Source organism: Lachnospiraceae bacterium JLR.KK002, from assembly GCA_036941025.1.
Classification (GTDB): Bacteria; Bacillota; Clostridia; order Lachnospirales; family Lachnospiraceae; genus Petralouisia.
This window is the reverse complement of the sequence record JAYMNP010000001.1, coordinates 2,428,975-2,451,520: the sequence shown is the minus strand read 5'-3', so window position 1 is coordinate 2,451,520 and position 22,546 is coordinate 2,428,975. Positions and strand designations below refer to the sequence as shown.

The following is a 22,546-nucleotide window of genomic DNA, read 5'->3' as shown; positions in this document are numbered from 1 at the left end:
TTTTCGGAAAATATTGACTTTTCCAGTGAAAAATGTTTAACTTATAACAGACAGTATGTATACAAAATACAGGAGAAACCATATGAAGGAATTAAGATTAAAAGCTCTGGCAAAGGTGAATCTGGGGCTGGACGTACTCAGGCGCCGGGAGGACGGATATCATGAGGTAAGGATGGTTATGCAGACCATTCGGCTGTATGACAGGCTTATACTGCGCAGGAGGGAAAAGCCGGGGATTCAGGTAAAGACAAATCTGTATTATCTGCCGGACAATGAGAACAATCTGGTCTGTCAGGCTGCAAAACTTCTGCAGGATGAATTTGGACTGGAGGGCGGGATGGTCATCAGCCTCCAGAAGTTTATTCCGGTAGCCGCCGGCATGGCAGGAGGCAGTTCCGACGCGGCGGCGGTACTATATGGAATGAACCGGATGTTTCATCTGCAGCTTTCCAGAGAAGAACTGATGAAGCTGGGGGTTCGAATCGGCGCGGATGTGCCCTATTGTATTATGCGGGGAACCGCTCTGGCGGAGGGAATCGGGGAGCAGCTTTCCGCACTGCCGCCCATGCCGGAGTGCCAGGTGGTGATTGCAAGGCCTCCCGTCAGTGTGTCCACAAAATTTGTATATGAGAATCTGAAACTGGAGAAGGATACGGTGCACCCTGATATTGATATGCTGATAAAAGGCCTGAAGAAGGGGGATTTGCATCAGGTGGCCGCCCATATGGGAAATGTGCTGGAAAGCGTTACCATTCCCCGGTATCCGGTAATTGAGCAAATCAAGGAAGAAATGATGGCCGGCGGAGCCCTCAGCGCCATGATGAGCGGGAGCGGACCCACAGTGTTCGGACTGTTTGAAGATAAGGAGAAGGCGGAGCAGACCTGTCAGGGACTGCGGCAGGGGACGCTGGCAAAACAGGTGTATCTGACAGAAATTTATAATACGTTTCGAACGGAGTCTGCAGGAAAAGAGGAGTAGAAAATGACGGACAGGCTGGAATTAAATATGAATGCATATCTTCCCCTGCGGGATGTGGTATTTCAGACGTTGCGGGAAGCCATTCTCAAGGGGGAACTGAAGCCGGGGGAGCGGCTGATGGAACTGCAGCTTGCCTCCAGGCTTGGGGTCAGCCGCACGCCCATACGGGAGGCCATTCGTATGCTGGAACTGGAAGGGCTGGCGGTGACCATGCCCAGAAAAGGGGCGGAGGTTGCCAGAATGACAGAAAAAGATATGGAGGATGTTCTGCAGATTCGAAAGGCTCTGGATGAGCTGGCGGTAGGACTGGCCTGTGATAACATGACGGAGGAATCGCTGGAACAGCTTCGTGCAGCTCTTAAGAATTTTGAGGAAAGTACAAGGAGCCGGGATGTGAAAAAAATTGCCCAGGCAGACGTGGAATTCCATGATACCATCTATCAGGCGGCAGATAATCCCAAGCTGGTGAACATGCTCAATAATCTGCGGGAGCAGATGTACCGCTACCGGGTAGAGTATCTGAAAAACGATGCGGTTTATCCCAGACTGATTGAGGAACATAAGAAGATTTATGAGGGTCTGAGACGCAAGGATAAGGAAACGGTAGTGGAAATTGTAAGCTATCATGTGATGAACCAGGAACTGGTGGTGAAAAATATTATTCAGGAACAGGAATAAAAAGGAAAATTCGGGAAACGATATACAGGAATGGTAAGAAAAGGGTAAGCAGTCATGCTTATCCTTTTTCTCTTACAGGAAAGCAGCCGCAAAGCGGCGATTCCCTGTAAGAGAAAAACAATGATGCGCACTCGCACAAGAGGTATATATTGCTTCGCAAGTGTGCTTGGCGCGACAAAGTGTGCAAGTCTACGCTCCGCTTCGGTCCGCGCTAAACGGACATCCACAGGATGTCCAGCGCCCCTCAGGATTGAGGGGCAGGGAGTTGAAGTGGGTTTGCCCGCTTTGTTCTTAGAAGGAGGATGATTATGCCAATGGAGATTACCCCGGATTTACAGGAAAATATCCGGAATTTTGAGACGCTTTTTTCTGATTGTGCAGATATTAAAAAACGAAAAATAAAAGTAGGGCAGAAGCTGGAAAAGGAGTGTTATATTGCCTATATTGAGGTGTCGGTCAGCAGCGTTGACTGGAAAGATTCGGCGGTGGGCAAAATTCTTGCCACACTGCGGGAGCTGCCGGAGGAGGAACTTGTCTCTTATGTAAAACAGAATGTGCAGGATATTTCTGATTCGGATCCATTTGAAACCATTGAGGATGCAGCTCAGGGCATGCTGACGGGAGACGCTCTGTTTTTCCTGGAAGGGTATGGAAAAGCTCTGAAGATTCCGGATAAAGGGTATCCTGGCAGAGGCGTATATGAAACGGAGTCTGAGAAGGTAATTCGAGGTTCCAATGAGGGATTTTCAGAATCCGTCAAGCTGAATACGGCTCTGATCCGAAAACGTCTCCGCAGTCCCCATGTAAAGGTAAAAGAGAGTTTTGCGGGAAAACGCACTCACACCAACGTGGACCTGGTATATATGAAAGATCTGATTTACCCCGGTATGTTGGAAGAAGTGGAAAAGCGTCTGGGGGAATTTGAAATAGACGGGGCCCTGGACAGCGGGATTATTGAACAGCTTACAGAAAAGAGAAAGTATTCCCCCTTTCCGCAGTTTCAGACCACCCAGCGGCCGGACCGGGCGGCCATGGCCATACTGGAGGGGAGAATTGTACTGCTGTCAGATAATTCCCCGGTAGCTCTGATTCTTCCGGCCACCTATAATACCTTTATCCAGACCAGCGATGATTATTACAGCCGCTGGGAAATTGCTTCTTTTACAAGAATGCTTCGTTATCTGGCTTCCTTTCTGGCCATGACGTTTCCGGGACTGTATCTGGCCATGACCAATTTCCACACCCAGATTCTGCCTACGGATCTGCTGCTGTCACTGGCGGCGGCAAGACAGGGAGTTCCTTTTCCGGCAGTGGTGGAAATTCTGCTGATGGAACTGGCCTTTGAGCTGCTGCGGGAAGCAGGAGTCCGGCTTCCGGGGGCAAATGGAAATACCATAGGGATTGTGGGAGGCCTGATTATCGGACAGGCTGCGGTGGACGCCAATATAGTAAGCCCTATTGTGGTAATTGTGGTGGCATTGACAGCCCTTTGTTCCTTCGCAGTACCCAATGAGGAATTTGCCACTGCATTCCGTATCCTGAAATTTCTGTTTATATTTCTGTGCGGGTATCTGGGATTTTTCGGTTTTCTGGCAGGAATACTGTACGTGCTGATACATCTGTCTCATCTGGAGAGCTTTGGCATTCCCTATCTGGCGCCTTTTGTGGGAGCAGATTTGAACGGATACCGGGACGAACGGGATACCTTTCTGCGTCTGCCCCTGGATTTTCTGAAAAAGAGGCCCATCTACACCAGAGACGGGGCCCGTACCAGACTGAAGCTGAAACAGGAAGAAAAAAAACAGTGAGGATTCACAAGGAGGTTATGTTCTATGTTTGCAGATAATCGGAAAATATCATTACGTCAGGTAAGACGGCTTCTGATTCTGGATATTTTCGGAATGAGCAGCCTGATGCTTCCGGGAATTCTTGCTTCCATGACCGGGGCGGACGGTCTGATCTGCCTGATTCTGGGAATGGCAGGAGGGCTTGTACTGCTCTGGCTGATGGGGAAAAACCTGCAGTATGTAAAAGAAAATTACTACAGCTATATGAAAGATACCGCAGGAGAACTGGTGGGAGATATTTTTATGGTTTTCTATTTTCTGTATTTTATCACTCTCTGCGGATTTGTGCTGTATCAGACTTCTTTGCTGGTACTGGTATGGCTGCTGCCGGAAGGTTCGGAATTCTGGGTGAATCTGCTGCTGCTGGCCCTTGCGGCTTATGGAACCGTTCGCGGCATTGAAGGCAGAGCCAGAGTTTATGAAATTATTTTCTGGTTTCTGGGGATTCCTCTGCTGGTCATGCTGATTCTGGCATTTCGGGAGGTTCGGACAGATTACTGGGCTCCTGTCTTTTATTCCGGCGGGGAAGATTTTCTTCGTGGGACCATTGCCAGCGGTATTTTTCTGCTGCCTCTGACAGCCCTTTTGTTTTTAAAGCCTTTCTGCAGACAGGAAGAGAAACTTGCAGCCGTCGGAAAAAGAGCTCTTATTGCTGTTACCCTGATGAACGGACTGATTTATCTGATTCTGCTGGGGGTGTTTGGACAGAATACCATGGGCGTGCTGAAGCGCCCGGTTATTACATTGATGAGTATGGTAAATCTGCCAGGAGGATTTTTCACCAGACAGGATGTGATGATGACCACCGTGTGGTTTTTTGCATTGTTTGCCCTGCTCCATACAGGGGTGTTTCAAAGCACTCTGATTTTGAAGGAACTGTTCCATGAATCCGGAAACCGGTACAGCATGTGTATTTCTCTGCCCCTGGCATTTTTTATCGGAATCGGATTTTTTCAGCAGCCCTTTCTGATAGAAGTATATGAAATTTATCAGAAATGGATTGTACTGCCCGGCATGGTGGCGATTTTACTGATACTTTTACTGGTTCATCATCTCAGAACACATTGGGAAAGTAAAAAGGAGGAGAAAGAATCATGCTGAAAAAAGGTCTGGTACTGGCACTTTTTCTGGTTATGACAGCCGGCTGGACAGGATGTTCCGCCACAGAGCTGGAGCATCGGAGTTTTCCCCTGGCTGTGGGAATTGATTTGCAGGAAGAAAATGAGGAACCGGCAGAACCGGAGGAAGATCAGGTTCAGGAGGTGTTTCAGGGAAAGGCTGAGGAACCGCGGAATCTGGTGGTGAGCTTTGATTTTCCGGATCTGGCGCAGATTTCCGAGAAGGGCAGGACTGTGGAGACTGCCATGGGCCTGTCTCTGGAAGGGACGGATATTTACCATGTGGAGAAATCCTATGAAAATAACACCAACCGGGTACTGGACTATAACCATATGAAAGCAGTGGTGTTAGGAGAAAATATTTTTTCGGATACGGTGCAGCTTCGGGCTCTTCTGATGGCCTGGGAACAGCGGGAAGCCTCCGCCAGAAATACCAGCCTGCTGATTGGCAGCAGTTCTGCGGCAGAGATTCTGAGCCTTACGGCGGAAACGGAAGGATCCATGGGAACTTATCTGGAGGAAATGCTGGAAAGCCAGAAGGATTTTAAACAGAATAAAATTGCCACAGTGGGAAATCTCATGAACCAGTGGCACAATCAGAACGAGCTGCTGCTGATTCCGGTGCTGACGGAACAGGGGAACCGTCCTGTAATCACAGCATACGGGGCGGTGTCGAATTTTCATTATGAAGGGACGATTTCGGTGGAGGAGGCCATGGAAGCCTGTCTGAGCCAGAATCTTCTGAATAAATTTACCTGTGAGATTTCCCGAAATGCGGTGATGGAAATTTCCGATATCCGGGTACACAAAACCATAGAGCTGGAAGGAGAGACTCCGGTGGTCACCGTATCTGTTTCAGGCCGGGGCAGAATCAAAGGCGGTCAGATTAATTCTGTCTCGGAGCAGTACCAGTTAGAACGGAAAACAGAAAAGCAGCTGACAGCGGAGCTTACGGAAACGGCAGAAAGGCTGAGGCAGGAATACGGTATCGACATGACCAACAGTTATATTTCCCTTGGGTCCCAGAACAGGGAACTCTATAAAATGTACAGAGATTTTCCGGACACCTATAACAGGCAGGTGCGGCAGGTGTTTCAGGTGGACATTTCCCTGCTGAACCGGGAATAAAGAAAATTTCCTGGAAAAGGGGAAAAAGACGTAAGAAAAAGGGGACTTTTTTCTGTGCTGGAATAAAATAAAGAAATGGTTACTGATACCATTTTAAAAGCAGTGATTCAGAACAGAAAAGGGGAAAGGCCTATGGGAAATAAATTAGTATGGAATGAAAGGTATAATATTGGAATAGAGCTGATTGACAGAGAACATGAAAAACTGTTCCACATTTTGAATAAATTATTTGACTTTGGACGGCAGGAGGAAAAAAGCCACTGGGTCTGCCAGGAAGCCGTAAAATATTTTAAAGATCATGCCATTCAGCATTTTGCGGATGAAGAGGAGTATATGGACTCCGTTGATTATGCCGGACTGGCAACCCACAGACGTATTCACAAAAATTTCCGCGATCGAACCCTTCCTGCCCTTGAGCGGGAACTGGAGCAGACAGGTTATTCGGAAAGTTCCGTCAGTCATTTTCTCGGCGTATGCGCAGGATGGCTGGTCGGACATACTTTGGTTGAAGATCAGATGATTGTGAGCGGGGAAACGGTGAAACAGTGGGAAAATCTTCTGCCGGAAGAAGAACAGACTGTAATGGGACAGACAATTGCCGGTCTTTTGTACAGCATGTTTCAGCTTGATTCCCGGCTGGTCAGCAATTGCTATGGAGGGGAGAAATTCGGAGACGGCATTTACTATCGTCTGATATACAGCACGGAAGAAAAAAAGGAACTGGAATTCTTCCTGATTTTTGAAGAACAGGTAATTGTCAGCACCATCGGCAGCGTTATGGATTTAAAGGCAGAAGCGGTAAGCGTTATGCTGATGAACGTGGCGAGATATGTGGCGAGACAGCTTGTGGAGCGGGTGATCAGGCATTTTCCCTTATCAGAGCAGTTTGAAATAAAAGAAGAACAGCTTCTGACCTATGAGCAGTTTCACAGAATTTACGAGAAACAGAGCCCCCGGTTCAGCCTGCTGTTTGATACAGGGGCGGGATATTTTGCCTGCTGCGTGACTGCATCGGATGCCATACAGAGTGAGGGCGGAGCTGCCATTATTACGGAGAATGCCATGGCTGAGGTGGAGAAATATTTAAGTCAGGCCAGAAAAGAAAAGGCAACCGTAAGCCGGAAAAAGAAGATCCTTCTGGTAGATGATTCGGAACTTATGCTCAGGGCCATGCAGAGCCTGCTGGATAATGATTATGAAATAATCACAGCAAAATCCGGCATGTCCGCAATCAGGTCCATTACCCTGGGCAGGCCGGATCTGGTTCTTCTGGATTATGAGATGCCTGTCTGCAACGGAAGACAGGTTCTGGAAATGATCCGTTCGGAGAAAGAATTCAGAGATACGCCGGTGATTTTTCTCACAAACATGGTAGACCAGGAAAGTGTGCGGAAAGTCATAGCCCTGAAGCCGGAGGGTTATCTGCTGAAAACTCTGCCGGCAGAAGCAGTAAAAAAAGAAGTTGACCGTTTTTTTGAAAAGAGGTGTTCAGGCAAAAAACAAAAAAAACATGACTGACGGCAAAAATTACATTGCTTAATGGAATAGACCGGAAATTTCTGTCAATACTTTCCTTAGCCGGCAAAACTATTTTGGTTAAGGAGAGTATCTGACATGAAAAAAATCACCAGGACAGGAATTATTCTGGCAGCAGTTCTGCTGCTGCTTTGCGGGTATCATCAATATAAAAATCACAGTATGACAGAGGAAATTGCAGGAAAAATCATCCGGTTCCATGTGCGGGCAAACAGTGACGCCCCTCTGGACCAGGAACTGAAATTAAAGGTGCGGGACGCCATAGGAGCCAGTATGCAGCCGGTGCTTTCCGGTGTGTCTGATATTGAAAAAAGCCGCCGGATTATAACAGATCATCTGTTTGGAATTGAAAAAGAAGCAGAGCGGGTAATCAGTGAGGAAGGCTATGATTATCCTGTCAGGGCTGAACTGGCAGTGGTGGATTTTCCGGAAAAAACCTATGGAAATTATACCTTTCCGGCAGGAAAATATGAGGCGCTGGAAGTGGTAATCGGAGAGGGAAAAGGACAGAACTGGTGGTGTGTCATGTACCCGAATCTCTGTTTTTTCAACAGCACCTATGAAGTGGTGGATGAAGAAGCAAAAAAGTCGCTGGAGCAGGTGCTGACTCAGGAAGAATATAAAAGTCTGATGGAACACAAAAATTATAAGGTGAAATCTGCCCTGCTGGAGTGGCTGAGAGAGAAGTTTGAGTAAGCTGCAGGGCCCTGGCCGGATGACATGGTAAAATCCTGAAAATTTTCACCTCCTCTTGCATTTTCCATGCAAAACAGGTAATATACATGTGTATGACCTGTTTTATGGAGAGAGTAAAATGAATCAATCCTTTGAAGATAAGAAATATGCTCCCGTAGGCGTGTTCGATTCCGGGGTGGGAGGGCTGACGGTGGCCAGAGAAATTATGCGCCAGCTTCCCATGGAACATATCATTTATTTTGGGGATACGGCCCGCGTACCCTATGGAAGCAAGTCAAAAGAAACCATTATCCGTTATTCCAGGCAGATTATCCGGTTTCTGGAAACCATGGGTGTGAAAGCCATTGTGGTTGCCTGCAATACAGCCAGTGCCTTTGCCCTGGAGGAAATTCGGCCGGAAGTGAAAATGCCTGTGATCGGTGTGGTGAAACCGGGGGCAAAAGTGGCTGCAGAATCCACCGGGAACGGCAGAATCGGCGTAATCGGAACGGAAGGAACGGTGGGAAGCCAGATTTATACAGAAATGATACACAGACATAATCCGGATGCGGTGGTACTGGGCAAGGCATGTCCGCTGTTTGTACCGCTGGTGGAGGAGGGCTGGCTGAAGGATTCCGTTACCATTGAGGTGGCAAAACGGTATCTGGCCTCTTTTCAGGAATCAGATATTGACACGCTGATTCTGGGATGTACCCATTATCCGCTGCTTCGTTCCACGATCCGGGATATTATGGGGGAAGGGGTCAATCTGGTAAATCCGGCTTATGAAACTGCTCAGGGCCTGAAGCGTCTGCTCTGGCAGCATCACCTTGCCAATGACGGAAAGGGACAGGCGCCTGCTGTGCGGTACCAGTTTTATGTCAGTGATGCCGCAGAGAAATTCAGGAGTTTTGCCAGTTCCATTCTGCCCTGTGAAATCAAAGAAGCGCAGTTAATACATATTGAGGAGTAACTTATGACAAAAGATGTGTTATTATCAATCAGCGGACTGCAGTTTGCAGTCAAAGACGAAGATGATGCGGAACCGGTAGAAGTGATTACCGCCGGCGATTACTACAAGAAAAACGGAAAGCACTACATCCTGTATGATGAGGTTATGGAAGGATTTGACGGAAATACCAGGAATGTCATCAAACTCACCGATGATTATCTGGATATCACCAAAAAAGGCATTTCCAATGTACATATGATTTTTGAAAAAAACAAGAAAAATATCTCCTACTACAATACCCCGTTCGGAAGTATTTTAATTGGTATTGACGCCAAAAGTGTGGATATTGCAGAAACGGAGGATAATATTGATGTGCGGGTGAAATACAATCTGGAGGTGAATTATGAACATCTGGCAGACTGTTCCATCACCATGAATATCAAGTCCAGAGAGTCGGGGAATTTTACCCTGGCCTGAGAGAGAAAATTCCGAAACAGCCAATATTCATTTCATGGAAGGACAGAATATTGCAGAAGTAGGAGGAGTTATGAAAGACAGTAAAAATAACTATGTGAAATCATATTTTCATGCTTTTTATTACAAAAACAGAGGACAGTTCATTTTGGCCCTGGTATTGGTGATTTTGAATTTTCCGGCAAGTCTGGTGGGTTCCTGGCTGTTAGGCAGAGTAATAGACGTTATTGCTTCCGGGGATTTGCAGCAGTTAAAGGAAGTTCTGATTTTCAGTATTGGTTTTGTTACGGTGATGTTCCTGGTAAGTGCGGCCATGTATCGGGCAAAAAGCAGATTCATATATAAAGCTCTGATTCAGTACAAGAACCTGGCGTTTCAGAATCTTTCAGAAAAGAATATCAGCGCTTTTACCAGAGAAAATACGGGCAGTTATATTTCCCTGCTGACGAATGACGTCAGTTCTGTGGAAGAGAATTACCTCAGGAAGTCCTTTCTGATGCTGCATTATATCCTGGTTTTTATCGGAACCCTGGGTATGATGTTCTGGTATAGTCCTATCCTGACCCTTGCAACACTGTTTCTGGCTTTTTTGCCGATGACAGCTTCTGTTTTTATGGGAAAAGAGATGGCGGCCAGGGAAAAGGATGTAAGTGACGAAAGTGAAAAATTTGTTTCTCAGCTTCAGGATTTGCTTGCAGGATTTTCTGTTATCAAGAGCTTTAAGGCAGAGCAGGAAGCCCGGCAGATATTCAGCGATGTCAGCCGCAGAGTGGAGGAGAAAAAATTCCGGCGTTATTGGTGGGAATGTCTGCTGGCAGCAGTGAGCCAGGACTTATGTGCAAATATTTTACAGTTCGGTATTTTCCTGGCAGGAGCGTTTCTGGCTGTTCGGGGGGATATTACAGCAGGAACGGTACTTATTTTTTTCAATCTCTGCAATTATATTATAATGCCTGTCAATATTGTTCCCCAATACCAGGCCAGCCGCAAAGGGGCCGGAGCCCTTATTGAGAAGTTGGCTGAAATTACCAGGGAAAATGCAGAATCTGCCGGAGACAGAGTGGAACCGATGCTGAAAGAGGCAATTTCTATTGAGGATGTTACGTTTGGTTATGAGCCGGACCAGCCTGTATTGGAGCATATAAATATCAGGTTGGAAGCCGGGAAAAAATACGCTCTGGTGGGACCTTCTGGAAGCGGCAAGAGTACCCTGCTTAATCTTCTGATGGGAGCCTGTGATGATTATTCCGGTCATATTTTTGTGGATGGAAAGGAATTACGGGAAGTAGATGCCAACAGCCTTTATGATGTGATCAGCCTGATTGACCAGAATGTTTTTCTGTTTAACGATACCATCCTCCGTAATATCACCATGTTTCGTGAATTCCCGGAAGAAGAAACAGACATGGCCATTCAACGTTCCGGTTTGTCTGAACTGGTTGCAGAGCGGGGCGGAGATTATCTCTGCGGTGAGAATGGATCGGGGCTTTCCGGCGGTGAACGGCAACGGGTGTCCATTGCCCGGTGTTTGCTGCGGGGTACGCCGGTATTGCTGCTGGATGAAGCCACAGCCTCTCTGGACAGCCAGACGGCATATGCCATTACGGACGCTATTCTGAAATTAGACGGACTGACTCGTGTGGTGGTTACCCATCGGCTGGATGATGTTTTACTGGAACAGTATGATGAAATAATCGTATTACATCATGGTAGTGTATGTGAACGGGGCGGTTTTTATGAATTACTGGAAAAGAAAGAATATTTTTATTCATTATATCATGTGACCAATGGATGAATAACCTTTGTCCACGTTGACGAAAGAAGACTCCCTGAACCGTATTGCGGTACGGTTCAGGGAGTCTTTTTTGTTCTAATAGGAAAGTTTTCTCTTCAACGCTCCGGCGCCTTTCCTGTGGAATCCCGGATAATCAGCCGGGGTTCATATTCCACACGCAGTTTCGGAGCAGATTTGTGCTGCCCTTCTTTGATCAGTTCTTTCTGGTTCTCAAGCATGGCCACTGCATAAAAACCTTTTTCCACAATGGAATGTTCAATGGTAGTCAGCGAAATTCCGGAAAAAGCGGAAACCAGTGTATTGTCAAAACCGCACACGGAAAAATCTCTGGGAATCCGGTATCCAAGTCCCGTTAAAGCATCCATAATTCCTATGGCAACCAGATCATTGGTGCCCACAAACACCGTTACCGGGTCTGCCGGGGAGGATCTGATATATTCCAGTGTCAGTTCGTATCCGGTACGGTAATGTTCATTTTCTCCCGGATCCTGCTCCTTTTTTCTGGAATCCAGCACCTCAATGCAGGAGATTCCAAGTTCTTCCTGTCTCCATACGCTCCGGATTCCCTCCAGCCGGCGCAGCCGGGGAATTTCCAGTGCGTTCAGCGGGGTGGATACATAGGCAATATGTTTGTGTCCGAGTTCACGGAGATGACGGGCAATCAGCTGGCCGGATTTCAGGCTGTCAAGTTCCAGCAGCTCCAGCTTCAGGCTGGGATTGTAATCATTAATCAGAACCATGGGAATCTCTTTGTATATCCGGTTCAGCAGAGAGACAGCCCTTGGTGCAAAGGTATAAATGACTCCATAATATCTGCAGTCTGCTGCCATGTGAAGATAATGTTCTTCCCGCTCTTTCACCCGGTCAGTACAGGCTGTGAGAACGTACATTCCCTTCTTTTCCGCTGCAGCAGTGATGGACTGAACCAGCGTGGTGTAATACTGGGTGGAAAGAGAAGGGCAGAACACCATAATCACATTATCAGAATTGATCAGACTTCTTTTTTTTCTGGGCTTGTAAACATATCCCATATCATCGGCAGCCTGCCTGACTGCCTGAATGGTTTCCTGGGAAAAATGCACGTCGGTGCGTCCGCTTAAAATCATGGAAACAGCGGACTGGGACACAAAACATGCTTTTGCAATATCTCTTGTGGTTGGTTTCTTTTTCTCAGACATATCCTGGCCTCTTTCTCTTGAAAAATTAATCAAAATCTGTCTTCCGTATGCTGTTCGCTCTGATTACTAATCAAAAGTCCTTATTTTGGATAAAATGGAAACACTTCCCTGTTAATCAAAATTTTGTTTAATTATATAATAAAAATGATTAGTAATCAAGGGTTTTTGTGCATGTTGACGGTAAGAATTTTTTATATATAATACAAAACAACAACAGACAAGTCAGTTTGACGTACTGAAAATGTTACAGGAGGAAAGAGAAATGACACAATCCATTCAGTTAGAGCAGTATCTTGGAAAACCCATGGCATGCAGCTGCGGCCATGAACACAGAACGATGCTGAAAAAAATTGATATTGAGAAAGGAGCCCTTAAGAGGCTTCCGGGCCTTATTCAGGAAATGGGCTACGCACATGTCTTCATGGTATGTGATGTGAATACCTGGGAGGCAGCCGGAAAAGCAGTGGAAGAGCTGCTTTGCAGCAGGGGGATTGACCATAAGTACCTGGTTATTCAGGAAAAAGAACTGGTTCCGGATGAAAAGGCGGCAGGAACGGTAATAACAGCGTTTCCAGGAAAAACAGACCTGATACTTGCTGTGGGTTCAGGGACTTTGAATGACCTCTGTAAATTTATCAGCTTCCAGGTTGGAGTGGACTATATGGTCTGTGCAACAGCTCCTTCCATGGACGGCTTTGCTTCCGTGGGGGCGGCGTTGATTACAAACCATGTGAAGACAACTTATGACGCCCATGTGCCGGTGGCCATTATCGGAGATACGGAAGTGCTTTCACAGGCGCCCATGGAAATGATTGTGGCAGGGCTTGGAGATATCCTTGGAAAATACACCTGCCTGATGGACTGGAAAATGGCTCATCTGATTGAAGGGGAATATTACTGTGAAAAAATTGCGGATATGGTAAGGCAGGCGGTGACAGTTGTGGCAGAACAGAGCAGCCGGATCAAAGACAGAAATCCGGAGGCCGTAAAAGCAATCACAGAAGCACTGGTCCTTACCGGAGTGGCCATGAGCTTTGTGGGCAATTCCCGTCCGGCTTCCGGCAGTGAGCACCATCTTTCACATTACTGGGAAATGCAGTTCCAGATGGAAGGAAAGAAGCCGGTCCTGCACGGAATCAAGGTTGGGGTCGGCCTTCTGACGGTACTGAACATGTACCGCAGGCTGGCACAGGAAAAGGTGGACTTTTCCGCTCTGAAAGAGCTGGAATTTGACAAAGATGCCTGGAAAGCAAAAGTATGTGAATGTTATAAGGACGCTGCAGAGGGAATCCTTGCACTGGAAGAAGAATGCGGGAAAAACAGCCAGAGGAAACGTCTGAAGCGTCTGGAACGGCTGGAAGAAGTGTGGCCGGAGCTGGTTTCGCTGATTTCGGAAGAACTTCCTGACTCGGAAGAAATGAGACAGATGCTGGAAGAACCTGGCGCGCCTGTTACCCCCCAGCAGATTGGAATTTCCATGAAACAGGTAAAAGACGGGATTATCCTTGCCAAAGAAGTGCGGAACCGTTTCACAATCCTGCAGATTCTGTGGGATCTGGGGCTGCTGGAACAATACGCAGATGATATGGAAACATATTTTCAGAAGAGCTGCTGAGTCCCGGACAGGTCTGTCAGGCTCCGGCAGGATTCTGAATGGTGATAAGAATACATACAAAAGGAGAAGAATTATGGGTAAATATGCAATTGGAGTGGATTATGGAACATTGTCAGTCAGATCTCTGCTGGTGGATATCAACACAGGGGAAGAAGTTGCCAGCAGCGTGTATGAGTATCCTCACGGGGTGATGGAAGAACGGATTCCGTCGGGAGCCGCACTGGCGCCGGGGTGGGCCCTGCAGGACCCGCAGGATTATCTGGACGGACTGATTGCAACGGTGAAATCTGTTGTTTCCCAGAAAGAAATTTTTCCGGAGGAAGTGGTGGGCATCGGCGTTGATTTTACTTCTTCTACGGTTATGTCGGTGAAAAGCGACATGACCCCCATGTGTCAGCTGGAAGAATTTAAGAATGAGCCTCATGCATATGTCAAACTGTGGAAACATCACGGGGCAGAACAGGAGGCACAGTTCATCGACCAGGTGATTAAAGAACGCGGTGAAAAGTGGATTGATTTATACGGCGGAAAGGTTTCCAGCGAGTGGATGATTCCCAAAGTCCTTGAGACCCTGCGCAATGCGCCGGAAGTATACAAACAGGCTGACGGAATGATGGAGGCCCTGGACTGGGTGATCTGGAAAATGACCGGGGTGGAAACCAGAAGCGCCTGCGGCGCGGGATATAAGGCCTTTTACCGCCATGATACCGGATATCCCACCAGAGAATTTTTTCGGGCGCTGGATCCGGCCATGGAAAATTTTGTGGAAGAAAAAATGAATGCCCCTGTCAAATCCATTGGAGAAACAGCGGGATATCTCTGTCCGTCCATGGCAGAACGGATGGGGCTGCTGGAAGGAACCCCTGTGGGCACCGGCATTATTGACGCCCATGCCTCGCTGCCCGGATGCGGAATCGGAAAAACGGGTGAAATGATGATTATTGTGGGAACCTCCTCCTGCCATATGATGCTTTCCGAGATAGAAGCGGGTATTGAGGGAGTCGGCGGTCTGGTAAAAGACGGAATTATGCCCGGATATTTTGGATATGAAGCAGGCCAGTGCTGCGTTGGAGATCATTTTGCCTGGTTTGTGGATAACTGCGTGCCGGAAAGCTACTGGCTGGAAGCAAGAGATAAAGGAATTTCCGTTCATCAGTTATTAACACAGAAACTGGAAGGATATAAGGCCGGTCAGAGCGGGCTGGTGGCCCTTGACTGGTTTAACGGGGTTCGCTCTCCATTGATGGATTTTAACCTGAACGGGCTGATTATGGGCATGAATCTTCTGACAAAACCGGAAGAAATCTATCTGGCCTTAATAGAAGCCACAGCTTACGGAACCAGAATGATTATAGAATCCTTTGAAAAAGCAGGGGTAAAGGTGGATTCCGTTGTGTTAAGCGGCGGAATACCGGTGAAAAACAGTATGCTGGTTCAGGTGTATTCTGACATCTGCAAACGCAGTATCAGGGTTTCTGCAAGCACCCAGGCCAGTGCTCTGGGAGCAGCCATTCTTGGCATTGCAGCGGCAGGAGAAGAAGTGACCGGATATAAAAACGCCAGTGATATAGCCCGGAAAATCGGAAAACTTCATGAAAAAGTTTATACGCCAAATCCGGAAAATGCAGCAGTTTATGACAGGCTTTACATGGAATATGTGACACTTCACGAATATTTTGGAAAGGGCGCAAATGATGTGATGAAGCGTCTGAACAGAATACGCGAAGAACAGAGAGAAAAATAAAATATATTTACATATGTAAAAATAAAATGAAATAAATAAGATAAAATAAATAAAAATAGTATAAAAAGTGAAATAATGTAAATATATATGCGGAAAATCTATTGACAAAAACTGGGCGGGGAACTATGATATGGCCATGAAATGCAAAACACCCGATTACCGGCTTTCCAGAGAAAGAAAAAAGAAAGCCGCTGGTCAGTACCAGGAGGAGGTAGACTATGAACGAGATTTTAAACATGAGCATTAACGAAATGCCCCGGACAGAATTTGACTGTTCCTGCGGCCGCCATCACAATTTCAGCGTCCATGATATGGTCATCCGAAAAGGAGCCATAGAGGAACTGCCGAAAGTGGCAGCACCTTTCAAAAATGAAAAAATTCTGGTTGTCTTTGACCAGAATACATATAAGGTGGCAGGACAGAAAGCGGTGGAACTTCTGAAAAATGACGGATTCCATCTGAAAGAGCTGTTGTTTGATTCCGGCGATGATATTCTGATTCCCGATGAATCCGTGGTGGGGCGGATTCTGCAGGAACAGGATCCGGATGTGAAACTGATGATTGCAGTGGGGTCCGGTGTCATCAATGATTCCGTAAAATATGTAACTTCACGTACCGGGCTGCCCTATATCATTGTAGCTACCGCGCCTTCCATGGACGGATACGTGGCAGACGGAGCGCCGCTGATTTCCGCCGGATATAAATATTCCTATGACGCTCATCTGACTTACGGACTGATTGGCGACACAGATATTTTACAGACTGCTCCCGATGATCTGATTCAGGCAGGATTCGGCGATGTGGTGGGAAAAATCACTGCAATTGTGGACTGGGATCTGGCAGTGAAAGCCAACAACGATTACCGCTGCGATACCTGCGTGGAACTGGTAAACCGGGCGCTGGACAAATGCTTCTCAAAGGCGGCAGGACTGAAGACGAGAGATGCGGAAGCTCTGGGAGCGTTGCTGGAGGCGCTGACCCTGACCGGAGTGGCCATGGCCCTTGTAAATATGTCAAGGCCGGCTTCCGGTGCGGAACATATGCTGTCCCATTTCTGGGAAATGGATTTTATTGCCAGAGGCCTGAATCCCAATCATCATGGCATTCAGGTGGGGGTTGCAACACCGGTGATTGCAAGATTTTTCGAGGAAATGAAAGATATGCTGCCGGAAGGAACTGCCCGGCTCTGTCCGTCTCATCAGGAGATTGAGGAACTGCTGAGAAAAGGAGGCGCACCGGCAGACCCGAAGGAAATCGGCATTGAGCGCGATTTGTTCCATCAGAGCCTTCTGGAAGGGTGGAAAGTACGTCCCCGTTATTCCATCCTGCAGTATGCGAAAGAAAAGGGACGTCTGGAAGAAATCGCAGAGAAGATTACAAAAGAAATTTATGGATAAGAGGGCAGACTTATGATGAAGAAAAAAGATGCTCTGAAAGGAGTAAAACTGTTTGTTCTGGATATGGACGGTACGGTTTACCTGGGGGATCGGATGATTGAAGGTTCTCTGGAATTTATCCGGGCTGTGGAAAAGATGGAAGACCGCGATTATATTTTCTTTACCAACAATGCTTCCAAGGTACCTTCCATATATGTGGAAAAGCTCCATAAGCTGGGGCTGGATGTGACGGAAGATAAAATTGTGACAGCCGGAGACGTCTGCGCAGAATTTCTGGAAGTAAATTATCCGGGAGCGAGCGTATATCTGAATGGCACGCCCCTTCTGGAAGAAAACTGGCAGCAGCGGGGCATCCATCTTGTGGAGGAAAATCCCGATGTGGCGGTACAGAGCTTTGACACGACGCTGACTTATGAAAAGCTGGATAAAATCTGTCACTATGTCCGCAATGGAGTTCCCTTTATCGCCACCCACATGGATACCAACTGTCCTACGGAATATGGATTTATGCCGGACTGCGGAGCCATGTGCAGGCTGATTACGGAATCCACCGGAATTGAGCCCCGGTTTCTGGGAAAACCCTGGAAAGAAACCGTAGATATGATTACGGAGATTACGGGGTATCACACAGAAGAAATTGCTTTTGTAGGCGATCGCCTGTATACAGATGTAGCTACAGGTGTAAACAACGGGGCAAAAGGATTTTTGGTGCTGACCGGGGAAGCCACCATGCAGACGGTAGAAGAATCGGGCACAGTGCCCACCTGTATCTATGATTCACTGGGAGAAATGAAAAATTATTTGTAGGAAGAAGGCAATGCGAAGCATTTTGAGGGAAGAAGGCAAATGCGAAGCATTTCCAGAAAGGAAGCAATGCGAAGCATTTATGGAGGAAAAAATATGAAAATAGTATTCGGCTGCGACCCAAACGCCGCAGAATTTAAAGAGGAACTGATGGAATATGTAAAAGAGCTTGGCCATGAGGTGACAGATTTCGGAAGCGAAGATCCCATTTACGCGAACGTAGCCATAAAATGTGCCCAGGCGGTAGCTGCAAAAGAATTCGACCGTGGAATTGTGGTATGCGGAACAGGAATCGGGGTTTCCATTGCGGCTAACAAGGTGAAAGGCGCATATGCAGCCTGCATTCATGATGTGTATCAGGCCCAGCGGGCGGAACTTTCCAACCACGCCAATATTATTACCATGGGAGCTCAGGTGGTAGGTATCCAGCTTGCAAAAATGATGGTAAAAGAATATCTGTCCTGTACCTTTGATGAGAACGGAAGATCCGGAGACAAAGTACAGAGAATTGTTGATTTTGAAAAGGGGGCGTAACCATGAGATTTTTTATTGATACTGCCAATGTGGAAGATATTAAAAAAGCCAATGACATGGGAGTGATTTGCGGCGTTACCACCAATCCTTCCCTGATTGCAAAGGAAGGCCGGGATTTTAAAGAAGTTATTGCAGAGATTGCGGGAATTGTGGACGGGCCCATCAGCGGAGAGGTAAAAGCCACCACTACGGACGCGGAAGGCATGATTGCGGAAGGCCGGGAAATTGCAAAAATCCATCCCAACATGGTAGTGAAAATTCCCATGACCGCCGAAGGGCTGAAAGCCTGCAAAGCCCTGACTGCCGAAGGAATCAAAACAAATGTGACTCTGGTATTCCATGCAAATCAGGCTCTCCTGGCAGCCAGAGCGGGAGCTACTTATGTATCTCCGTTCCTGGGACGTCTGGACGACATCAATGTCCGGGGCGTGGATCTGATTCAGGAAATCGCGCAGATTTTTAAAATTGCGGGAATTGAGACGCAGATTATTGCAGCCAGTGTGCGCAACCCCATCCATGTGACGGACTGTGCCCTTGCCGGCGCAGATATTGCAACCGTTCCTTATAAAGTAATCGAAACCATGACGAAACACCCTCTGACAGATGCGGGAATAGTAAAATTCCAGGAAGATTACCGGGCTGTTTTTGGGGCATAAGCGTGCAGGAGGATGGTATGAACAGATTAGAACTTCAGAAAATGGCAAACGAAGTGAGAAAAGGCATTATCGAGAGCGTTCATGCAGCAAAGGCGGGACATCCGGGCGGCTCCCTGTCTGCCGCAGAGATTTTTACATATCTGTATTTTGCGGAAATGAATGTGAATCCGGAATGTCCCAAAGACCCGGAACGGGATCGCTTTGTCCTGTCAAAAGGCCATACGGCGCCGGGACTCTACGCGGCGCTGGCACAGAAAGGGTATTTTCCGGTAGAAGACCTTCTGACACTGCGTCAGATTGGTTCTCATTTGCAGGGACATCCCTGCAGACAGCATACGCCCGGCATTGACATGTCCAGCGGCTCTCTGGGACAGGGGATTTCCGCAGCCTGCGGCATGGCTCTTGCCGGAAAGCTGCAGAAAAAGTCTTACCGGGTATATACCCTTCTGGGAGACGGTGAACTGGAAGAAGGTCAGGTATGGGAAGCAGCCATGTTTGCCGCTGCCAAAAAACTGGATAATCTGGTGGTAATTGTGGACAACAACGGACTCCAGATTGACGGGCCTGTGGAAGAAGTAAATTCACCATATCCCATAGATAAAAAATTTGAATCTTTTCAGTTCCATGTGATTAATGTGGCAGATGGAAATGATTTTGCGCAGCTTGAGGCAGCTTTTCGGGAAGCCAGGGAGACCAGAGGCGTTCCCACTGCTATCATAGCAAAAACCGTAAAGGGCAAAGGCGTTTCTTTTATGGAAAACCAGGTGTCCTGGCACGGAACTGCGCCAGATGACGGGCAGTATGAGACAGCCATGGAAGAACTGAAGAAAGCGGGGGAAGCATTATGTCAGAAGTAAAGAAGATTGCCACCAGGGTCAGTTATGGGGAAGCCCTTGTGGAACTGGGCAGAGAGCATGAGGATGTGGTGGTTCTGGATGCGGACCTTGCAGCCGCTACGAAAACAGGGACATTTAAAAAAGCCTTTCCGGAACGTTTTTTCGACTGCGGAATTGCAGAATCCAATCTGATGGGTGTGGCGGCAGGAATCGCCGCGGCAGGAATGGTACCCTTTGCCAGCAGTTTTGCCATGTTTGCCGCAGGACGGGCCTTTGAACAGATACGTAATTCCATTGGTTATCCCCATCTGAATGTAAAAATCGGAGCTACCCATGCAGGAATTTCCGTGGGAGAAGACGGGGCTACCCATCAGTGCAACGAAGACATTGCCCTGATGCGGACCATTCCCGGAATGACCATTATCAGTCCGGCGGACGATGTGGAAGCAAAAGCGGCAGTGAAAGCGGCTTATGAACTGGAAGGCCCGGTGTATCTGAGATTCGGACGGCTTGCTGTTCCGGTGATTAATGATAACCCCGATTACAGATTTGAAATTGGAAAAGGAGTGGTTCTGCGGGAGGGTACGGATTTGACGATTGTAGCGACCGGACTCTGTGTAAGTTCCGCACTGGATGCGGCAGACCTTCTTGCAGCAGAAGGCATTTCTGTAAGAGTTATTAATATACATACCATCAAGCCTCTGGATGAAGAAATTCTGATTCGGGCGGCAGAAGAAACCGGAAAAATTGTCACTGTGGAAGAGCACTCAGTCATTGGAGGCCTTGGAGGGGCAGTGTGCGAAGTGCTGAGCGAAAAACATCCGGCAAAAATAAAGCGGATTGGTATCAACGATGTATATGGGGAATCCGGCCCGGCGGCGAAGCTGATTGAAAAATACGGACTGGATGGTAAGGGGATTTACAGAGAAATAAAAACCATACTGTGAAAGCTGCTGACTTTCACGGCAGAGAAGGCCACAGGGCCTGCCGGACAGCAGGCCTTTATATAGAGGTGCAAAAGCGAAAGGAGAAAGGAAATGGCAAAATATTTAATGGGGATTGATGCAGGAACAGGAAGCGTGCGGGTGGCGCTGTTTGATCTGAGAGGCCAGAACCGGGCCTATGATATTCAGGAGTATGCTACCACCTATCCGAGAAACGGATGGGCAGAGCAGGACGACAGGGGCTGGTGGGAGGCCCTCAAAAAGGCCATACCGGAATGTATCAAAAAAGCCGGCGTGGATGTGGAGGATATTGTCGCACTGACCTGTGACGCCACAACCAATACCATTGTTTTTCTGGATGAGAACGACGAAACGGTGCGCACTCCGATTCTGTGGATGGATGTCCGCGCTACGGAAGAAGCGGCGGAAATTGACAGGCTGGGAGATAAATATGCGGCCACAAGATTTTACAAGCCTAACAGCCGGGCGGATATTATGGTTCCAAAATGCATGTGGATGAAAAAGCATGAACCGGAAAACTGGGCGAAAACCAAAACGCTGTTTGAGTTTGAAGACTGGATGAACTGGAAGCTGACAGGCAAAAAAACGGTCTGCATGTCTATTGCCGCATTCCGCTGGCATTATGATGACGCCAACGGAGGATATCCGCTGGACTTCTATCATGCCTGCGGCCTGGATGACATGGTGGAAAAATTCCCGGAAGAAATCCTTCGTGTGGGCGAGGTCATCGGGCCGGTCAGCCCGGAGGCTGCCAGAGAGTTTGGCCTGAGCGAAAAAACAATTGTGGTACAGGGAACGGCAGACTGCAACGCATGTATGTTTGGCGTGGGCGGTGTAAAACCGAATGGCATGACGCTGATTGGCGGAACGTCCACCTGTCTGCTGGGGCTTTCTCCGGAAGATTTTCATGAAGCAGGTGTGAACGGGACGTATCCCAACTGTATGTATGAGGGAACCAGCCTTCTGGAAGGCGGTCAGACAGCGGCAGGCTCCATTCTGACCTGGTTCCGGAATAACCTGCTTCCAGGTTCCTGGATGGAAGAAGCAATAAACAGAGAGATGAATATTTATGACCTGATTTCTGAAAAAGCATCGGAAGTTCCAATCGGAAGCGAAGGACTGGTGATGATGGATTATTTTCAGGGGAACCGCGCCCCTTATTCCGATTCCAAAGCGAGAGGCATGTTCTGGGGACTGTCCATTGGAACAACGACAGCTCATATGGCGAGAGCCGTGTTTGAGGGAGTTGCCTATGGTGCAAACCACTGTATTGTCAGCATGAAAAACGCGGGATACGAGGTGAATGAAATTTATGCCTGCGGCGGTCTGGCAACATCTCCTTTCTGGATGCAGATGCATGCGGATATTATCGGAGTTCCCATGTATACTACCGTGGAAAATCAGAGTGCAGGCTGTCTGGGAGACTGTATGATTGCAGGGGTAGGAGCAGGAATCTTCAAAGATTTTGAGGAAGCTGCAGAAAAGATGGTGCGTATTGACCGGAAATATATTCCCAATGAGGAAGCCCATAAAGAATACCAGTTCTATATGGAACGTTACATGGAGACCTGGCCTCAGATGAAAACTGTGGTTCATAAGACCGTGGAACATAACAGTCTTGCGCAGGCAGGGTGA

General features: G+C 47.6%; 20 protein-coding genes. 19 read left to right on the top strand and 1 reads right to left on the bottom strand.

The genetic code is table 11. The features are described 5' to 3' along the window. Positions 1 to 82: 82 nt before the first annotated feature. The 10 genes from ispE to VSQ32_11755 all read left to right on the top strand — a co-directional run bounded on the left by ispE (position 83) and on the right by VSQ32_11755 (position 11,182). Positions 83 to 979: a 4-(cytidine 5'-diphospho)-2-C-methyl-D-erythritol kinase gene (gene ispE, locus VSQ32_11800; protein MEH2943526.1), complete on the top strand. Its 897-nt coding sequence runs from the start codon at positions 83 to 85 to the stop codon at positions 977 to 979. Positions 980 to 982: 3 nt separating this feature from the next. After that, positions 983 to 1,657 carry a GntR family transcriptional regulator gene (locus VSQ32_11795; GenBank protein MEH2943525.1) on the top strand — a complete coding sequence of 225 codons (675 nt, stop codon included), beginning with the start codon at positions 983 to 985 and terminating at the stop codon, positions 1,655 to 1,657. Between the two features lie 308 nt (positions 1,658 to 1,965). Further along, a complete protein-coding gene (locus tag VSQ32_11790; GenBank protein MEH2943524.1) occupies positions 1,966 to 3,465 on the top strand; it encodes a spore germination protein in 1,500 nt (499 codons plus the stop codon). A gap of 24 nt (positions 3,466 to 3,489) precedes the next feature. Then, on the top strand, positions 3,490 to 4,605 hold the full coding sequence (locus VSQ32_11785) for a GerAB/ArcD/ProY family transporter (GenBank protein MEH2943523.1): 1,116 nt from the start codon (positions 3,490 to 3,492) through the stop codon (positions 4,603 to 4,605). Next, the gene (locus VSQ32_11780) at positions 4,599 to 5,750 is read left to right on the top strand and encodes a Ger(x)C family spore germination C-terminal domain-containing protein (protein MEH2943522.1); all 1,152 of its coding nucleotides are present in this window, start codon (positions 4,599 to 4,601) and stop codon (positions 5,748 to 5,750) included. Before VSQ32_11785 ends, VSQ32_11780 begins: the two co-directional genes overlap by 7 nt. Positions 5,751 to 5,882: 132 nt before the next feature. Continuing rightward, complete coding sequence (locus VSQ32_11775) at positions 5,883 to 7,268, top strand: hemerythrin domain-containing protein (GenBank protein MEH2943521.1); 1,386 nt, start codon at positions 5,883 to 5,885, stop codon at positions 7,266 to 7,268. Between the two features lie 96 nt (positions 7,269 to 7,364). Then, a complete protein-coding gene (spoIIR, locus tag VSQ32_11770) occupies positions 7,365 to 7,982 on the top strand; it encodes a stage II sporulation protein R (GenBank protein ID MEH2943520.1) in 618 nt (205 codons plus the stop codon). A 118-nt stretch (positions 7,983 to 8,100) separates the two neighbouring features. After that, on the top strand, positions 8,101 to 8,934 hold the full coding sequence (gene murI / locus VSQ32_11765) for a glutamate racemase (GenBank protein ID MEH2943519.1): 834 nt from the start codon (positions 8,101 to 8,103) through the stop codon (positions 8,932 to 8,934). Between the two features lie 3 nt (positions 8,935 to 8,937). Continuing rightward, a complete protein-coding gene (locus VSQ32_11760) occupies positions 8,938 to 9,390 on the top strand; it encodes a DUF1934 domain-containing protein (GenBank protein ID MEH2943518.1) in 453 nt (150 codons plus the stop codon). A gap of 70 nt (positions 9,391 to 9,460) precedes the next feature. Next, positions 9,461 to 11,182: an ABC transporter ATP-binding protein gene (locus VSQ32_11755; GenBank protein ID MEH2943517.1), complete on the top strand. Its 1,722-nt coding sequence runs from the start codon at positions 9,461 to 9,463 to the stop codon at positions 11,180 to 11,182. 95 nt (positions 11,183 to 11,277) lie between these two features. On the opposite strand, the gene VSQ32_11750 is transcribed toward VSQ32_11755, so the two are convergent. Next, entirely contained in the window at positions 11,278 to 12,360 is a 1,083-nt protein-coding gene (locus tag VSQ32_11750; GenBank protein MEH2943516.1) for a LacI family DNA-binding transcriptional regulator, read from the bottom strand. Between the two features lie 262 nt (positions 12,361 to 12,622). On the opposite strand from VSQ32_11750, the gene VSQ32_11745 reads away from it, so the two are divergent. The 9 genes from VSQ32_11745 to VSQ32_11705 all read left to right on the top strand — a co-directional run bounded on the left by VSQ32_11745 (position 12,623) and on the right by VSQ32_11705 (position 22,546). After that, complete coding sequence (locus VSQ32_11745; protein ID MEH2943515.1) at positions 12,623 to 13,975, top strand: sn-glycerol-1-phosphate dehydrogenase; 1,353 nt, start codon at positions 12,623 to 12,625, stop codon at positions 13,973 to 13,975. Positions 13,976 to 14,048: 73 nt separating this feature from the next. Then, entirely contained in the window at positions 14,049 to 15,719 is a 1,671-nt protein-coding gene (locus VSQ32_11740) for a ribulokinase (protein ID MEH2943514.1), read from the top strand. Between the two features lie 218 nt (positions 15,720 to 15,937). Beyond that, the gene (locus VSQ32_11735) at positions 15,938 to 17,116 is read left to right on the top strand and encodes a sn-glycerol-1-phosphate dehydrogenase (GenBank protein ID MEH2943513.1); all 1,179 of its coding nucleotides are present in this window, start codon (positions 15,938 to 15,940) and stop codon (positions 17,114 to 17,116) included. Between the two features lie 12 nt (positions 17,117 to 17,128). After that, the gene (locus VSQ32_11730; GenBank protein ID MEH2943512.1) at positions 17,129 to 17,923 is read left to right on the top strand and encodes an HAD-IIA family hydrolase; all 795 of its coding nucleotides are present in this window, start codon (positions 17,129 to 17,131) and stop codon (positions 17,921 to 17,923) included. A gap of 93 nt (positions 17,924 to 18,016) precedes the next feature. Beyond that, entirely contained in the window at positions 18,017 to 18,454 is a 438-nt protein-coding gene (locus VSQ32_11725) for an RpiB/LacA/LacB family sugar-phosphate isomerase (GenBank protein ID MEH2943511.1), read from the top strand. Positions 18,455 to 18,456: 2 nt separating this feature from the next. Next, positions 18,457 to 19,110, top strand: coding sequence for a fructose-6-phosphate aldolase (gene fsa, locus VSQ32_11720; GenBank protein ID MEH2943510.1), 654 nt, complete (start codon positions 18,457 to 18,459; stop codon positions 19,108 to 19,110). A gap of 17 nt (positions 19,111 to 19,127) precedes the next feature. Continuing rightward, a complete protein-coding gene (locus VSQ32_11715; GenBank protein MEH2943509.1) occupies positions 19,128 to 19,967 on the top strand; it encodes a transketolase in 840 nt (279 codons plus the stop codon). After that, entirely contained in the window at positions 19,955 to 20,893 is a 939-nt protein-coding gene (locus VSQ32_11710) for a transketolase C-terminal domain-containing protein (GenBank protein MEH2943508.1), read from the top strand. Before VSQ32_11715 ends, VSQ32_11710 begins: the two co-directional genes overlap by 13 nt. 90 nt (positions 20,894 to 20,983) lie before the next feature. After that, a complete protein-coding gene (locus VSQ32_11705) occupies positions 20,984 to 22,546 on the top strand; it encodes an FGGY-family carbohydrate kinase (GenBank protein ID MEH2943507.1) in 1,563 nt (520 codons plus the stop codon).

Excerpts from the sequence above, each read along its gene's own strand:
- ispE (MEH2943526.1), top strand. The coding sequence starts at position 83 with ATGAAGGAATTAAGATTAAAAGCTCTGGCAAAGGTGAATCTGGGGCTG.
- VSQ32_11795 (MEH2943525.1), top strand. The coding sequence starts at position 983 with ATGACGGACAGGCTGGAATTAAATATGAATGCATATCTTCCCCTGCGG.
- VSQ32_11790 (MEH2943524.1), top strand. The coding sequence starts at position 1,966 with ATGCCAATGGAGATTACCCCGGATTTACAGGAAAATATCCGGAATTTT.
- VSQ32_11785 (MEH2943523.1), top strand. The coding sequence starts at position 3,490 with ATGTTTGCAGATAATCGGAAAATATCATTACGTCAGGTAAGACGGCTT.
- VSQ32_11780 (MEH2943522.1), top strand. The coding sequence starts at position 4,599 with ATGCTGAAAAAAGGTCTGGTACTGGCACTTTTTCTGGTTATGACAGCC.
- VSQ32_11775 (MEH2943521.1), top strand. The coding sequence starts at position 5,883 with ATGGGAAATAAATTAGTATGGAATGAAAGGTATAATATTGGAATAGAG.
- spoIIR (MEH2943520.1), top strand. The coding sequence starts at position 7,365 with ATGAAAAAAATCACCAGGACAGGAATTATTCTGGCAGCAGTTCTGCTG.
- murI (MEH2943519.1), top strand. The coding sequence starts at position 8,101 with ATGAATCAATCCTTTGAAGATAAGAAATATGCTCCCGTAGGCGTGTTC.
- VSQ32_11760 (MEH2943518.1), top strand. The coding sequence starts at position 8,938 with ATGACAAAAGATGTGTTATTATCAATCAGCGGACTGCAGTTTGCAGTC.
- VSQ32_11755 (MEH2943517.1), top strand. The coding sequence starts at position 9,461 with ATGAAAGACAGTAAAAATAACTATGTGAAATCATATTTTCATGCTTTT.
- VSQ32_11750 (MEH2943516.1), bottom strand. The coding sequence starts at position 12,360 with ATGTCTGAGAAAAAGAAACCAACCACAAGAGATATTGCAAAAGCATGT.
- VSQ32_11745 (MEH2943515.1), top strand. The coding sequence starts at position 12,623 with ATGACACAATCCATTCAGTTAGAGCAGTATCTTGGAAAACCCATGGCA.
- VSQ32_11740 (MEH2943514.1), top strand. The coding sequence starts at position 14,049 with ATGGGTAAATATGCAATTGGAGTGGATTATGGAACATTGTCAGTCAGA.
- VSQ32_11735 (MEH2943513.1), top strand. The coding sequence starts at position 15,938 with ATGAACGAGATTTTAAACATGAGCATTAACGAAATGCCCCGGACAGAA.
- VSQ32_11730 (MEH2943512.1), top strand. The coding sequence starts at position 17,129 with ATGATGAAGAAAAAAGATGCTCTGAAAGGAGTAAAACTGTTTGTTCTG.
- VSQ32_11725 (MEH2943511.1), top strand. The coding sequence starts at position 18,017 with ATGAAAATAGTATTCGGCTGCGACCCAAACGCCGCAGAATTTAAAGAG.
- fsa (MEH2943510.1), top strand. The coding sequence starts at position 18,457 with ATGAGATTTTTTATTGATACTGCCAATGTGGAAGATATTAAAAAAGCC.
- VSQ32_11715 (MEH2943509.1), top strand. The coding sequence starts at position 19,128 with ATGAACAGATTAGAACTTCAGAAAATGGCAAACGAAGTGAGAAAAGGC.
- VSQ32_11710 (MEH2943508.1), top strand. The coding sequence starts at position 19,955 with ATGTCAGAAGTAAAGAAGATTGCCACCAGGGTCAGTTATGGGGAAGCC.
- VSQ32_11705 (MEH2943507.1), top strand. The coding sequence starts at position 20,984 with ATGGCAAAATATTTAATGGGGATTGATGCAGGAACAGGAAGCGTGCGG.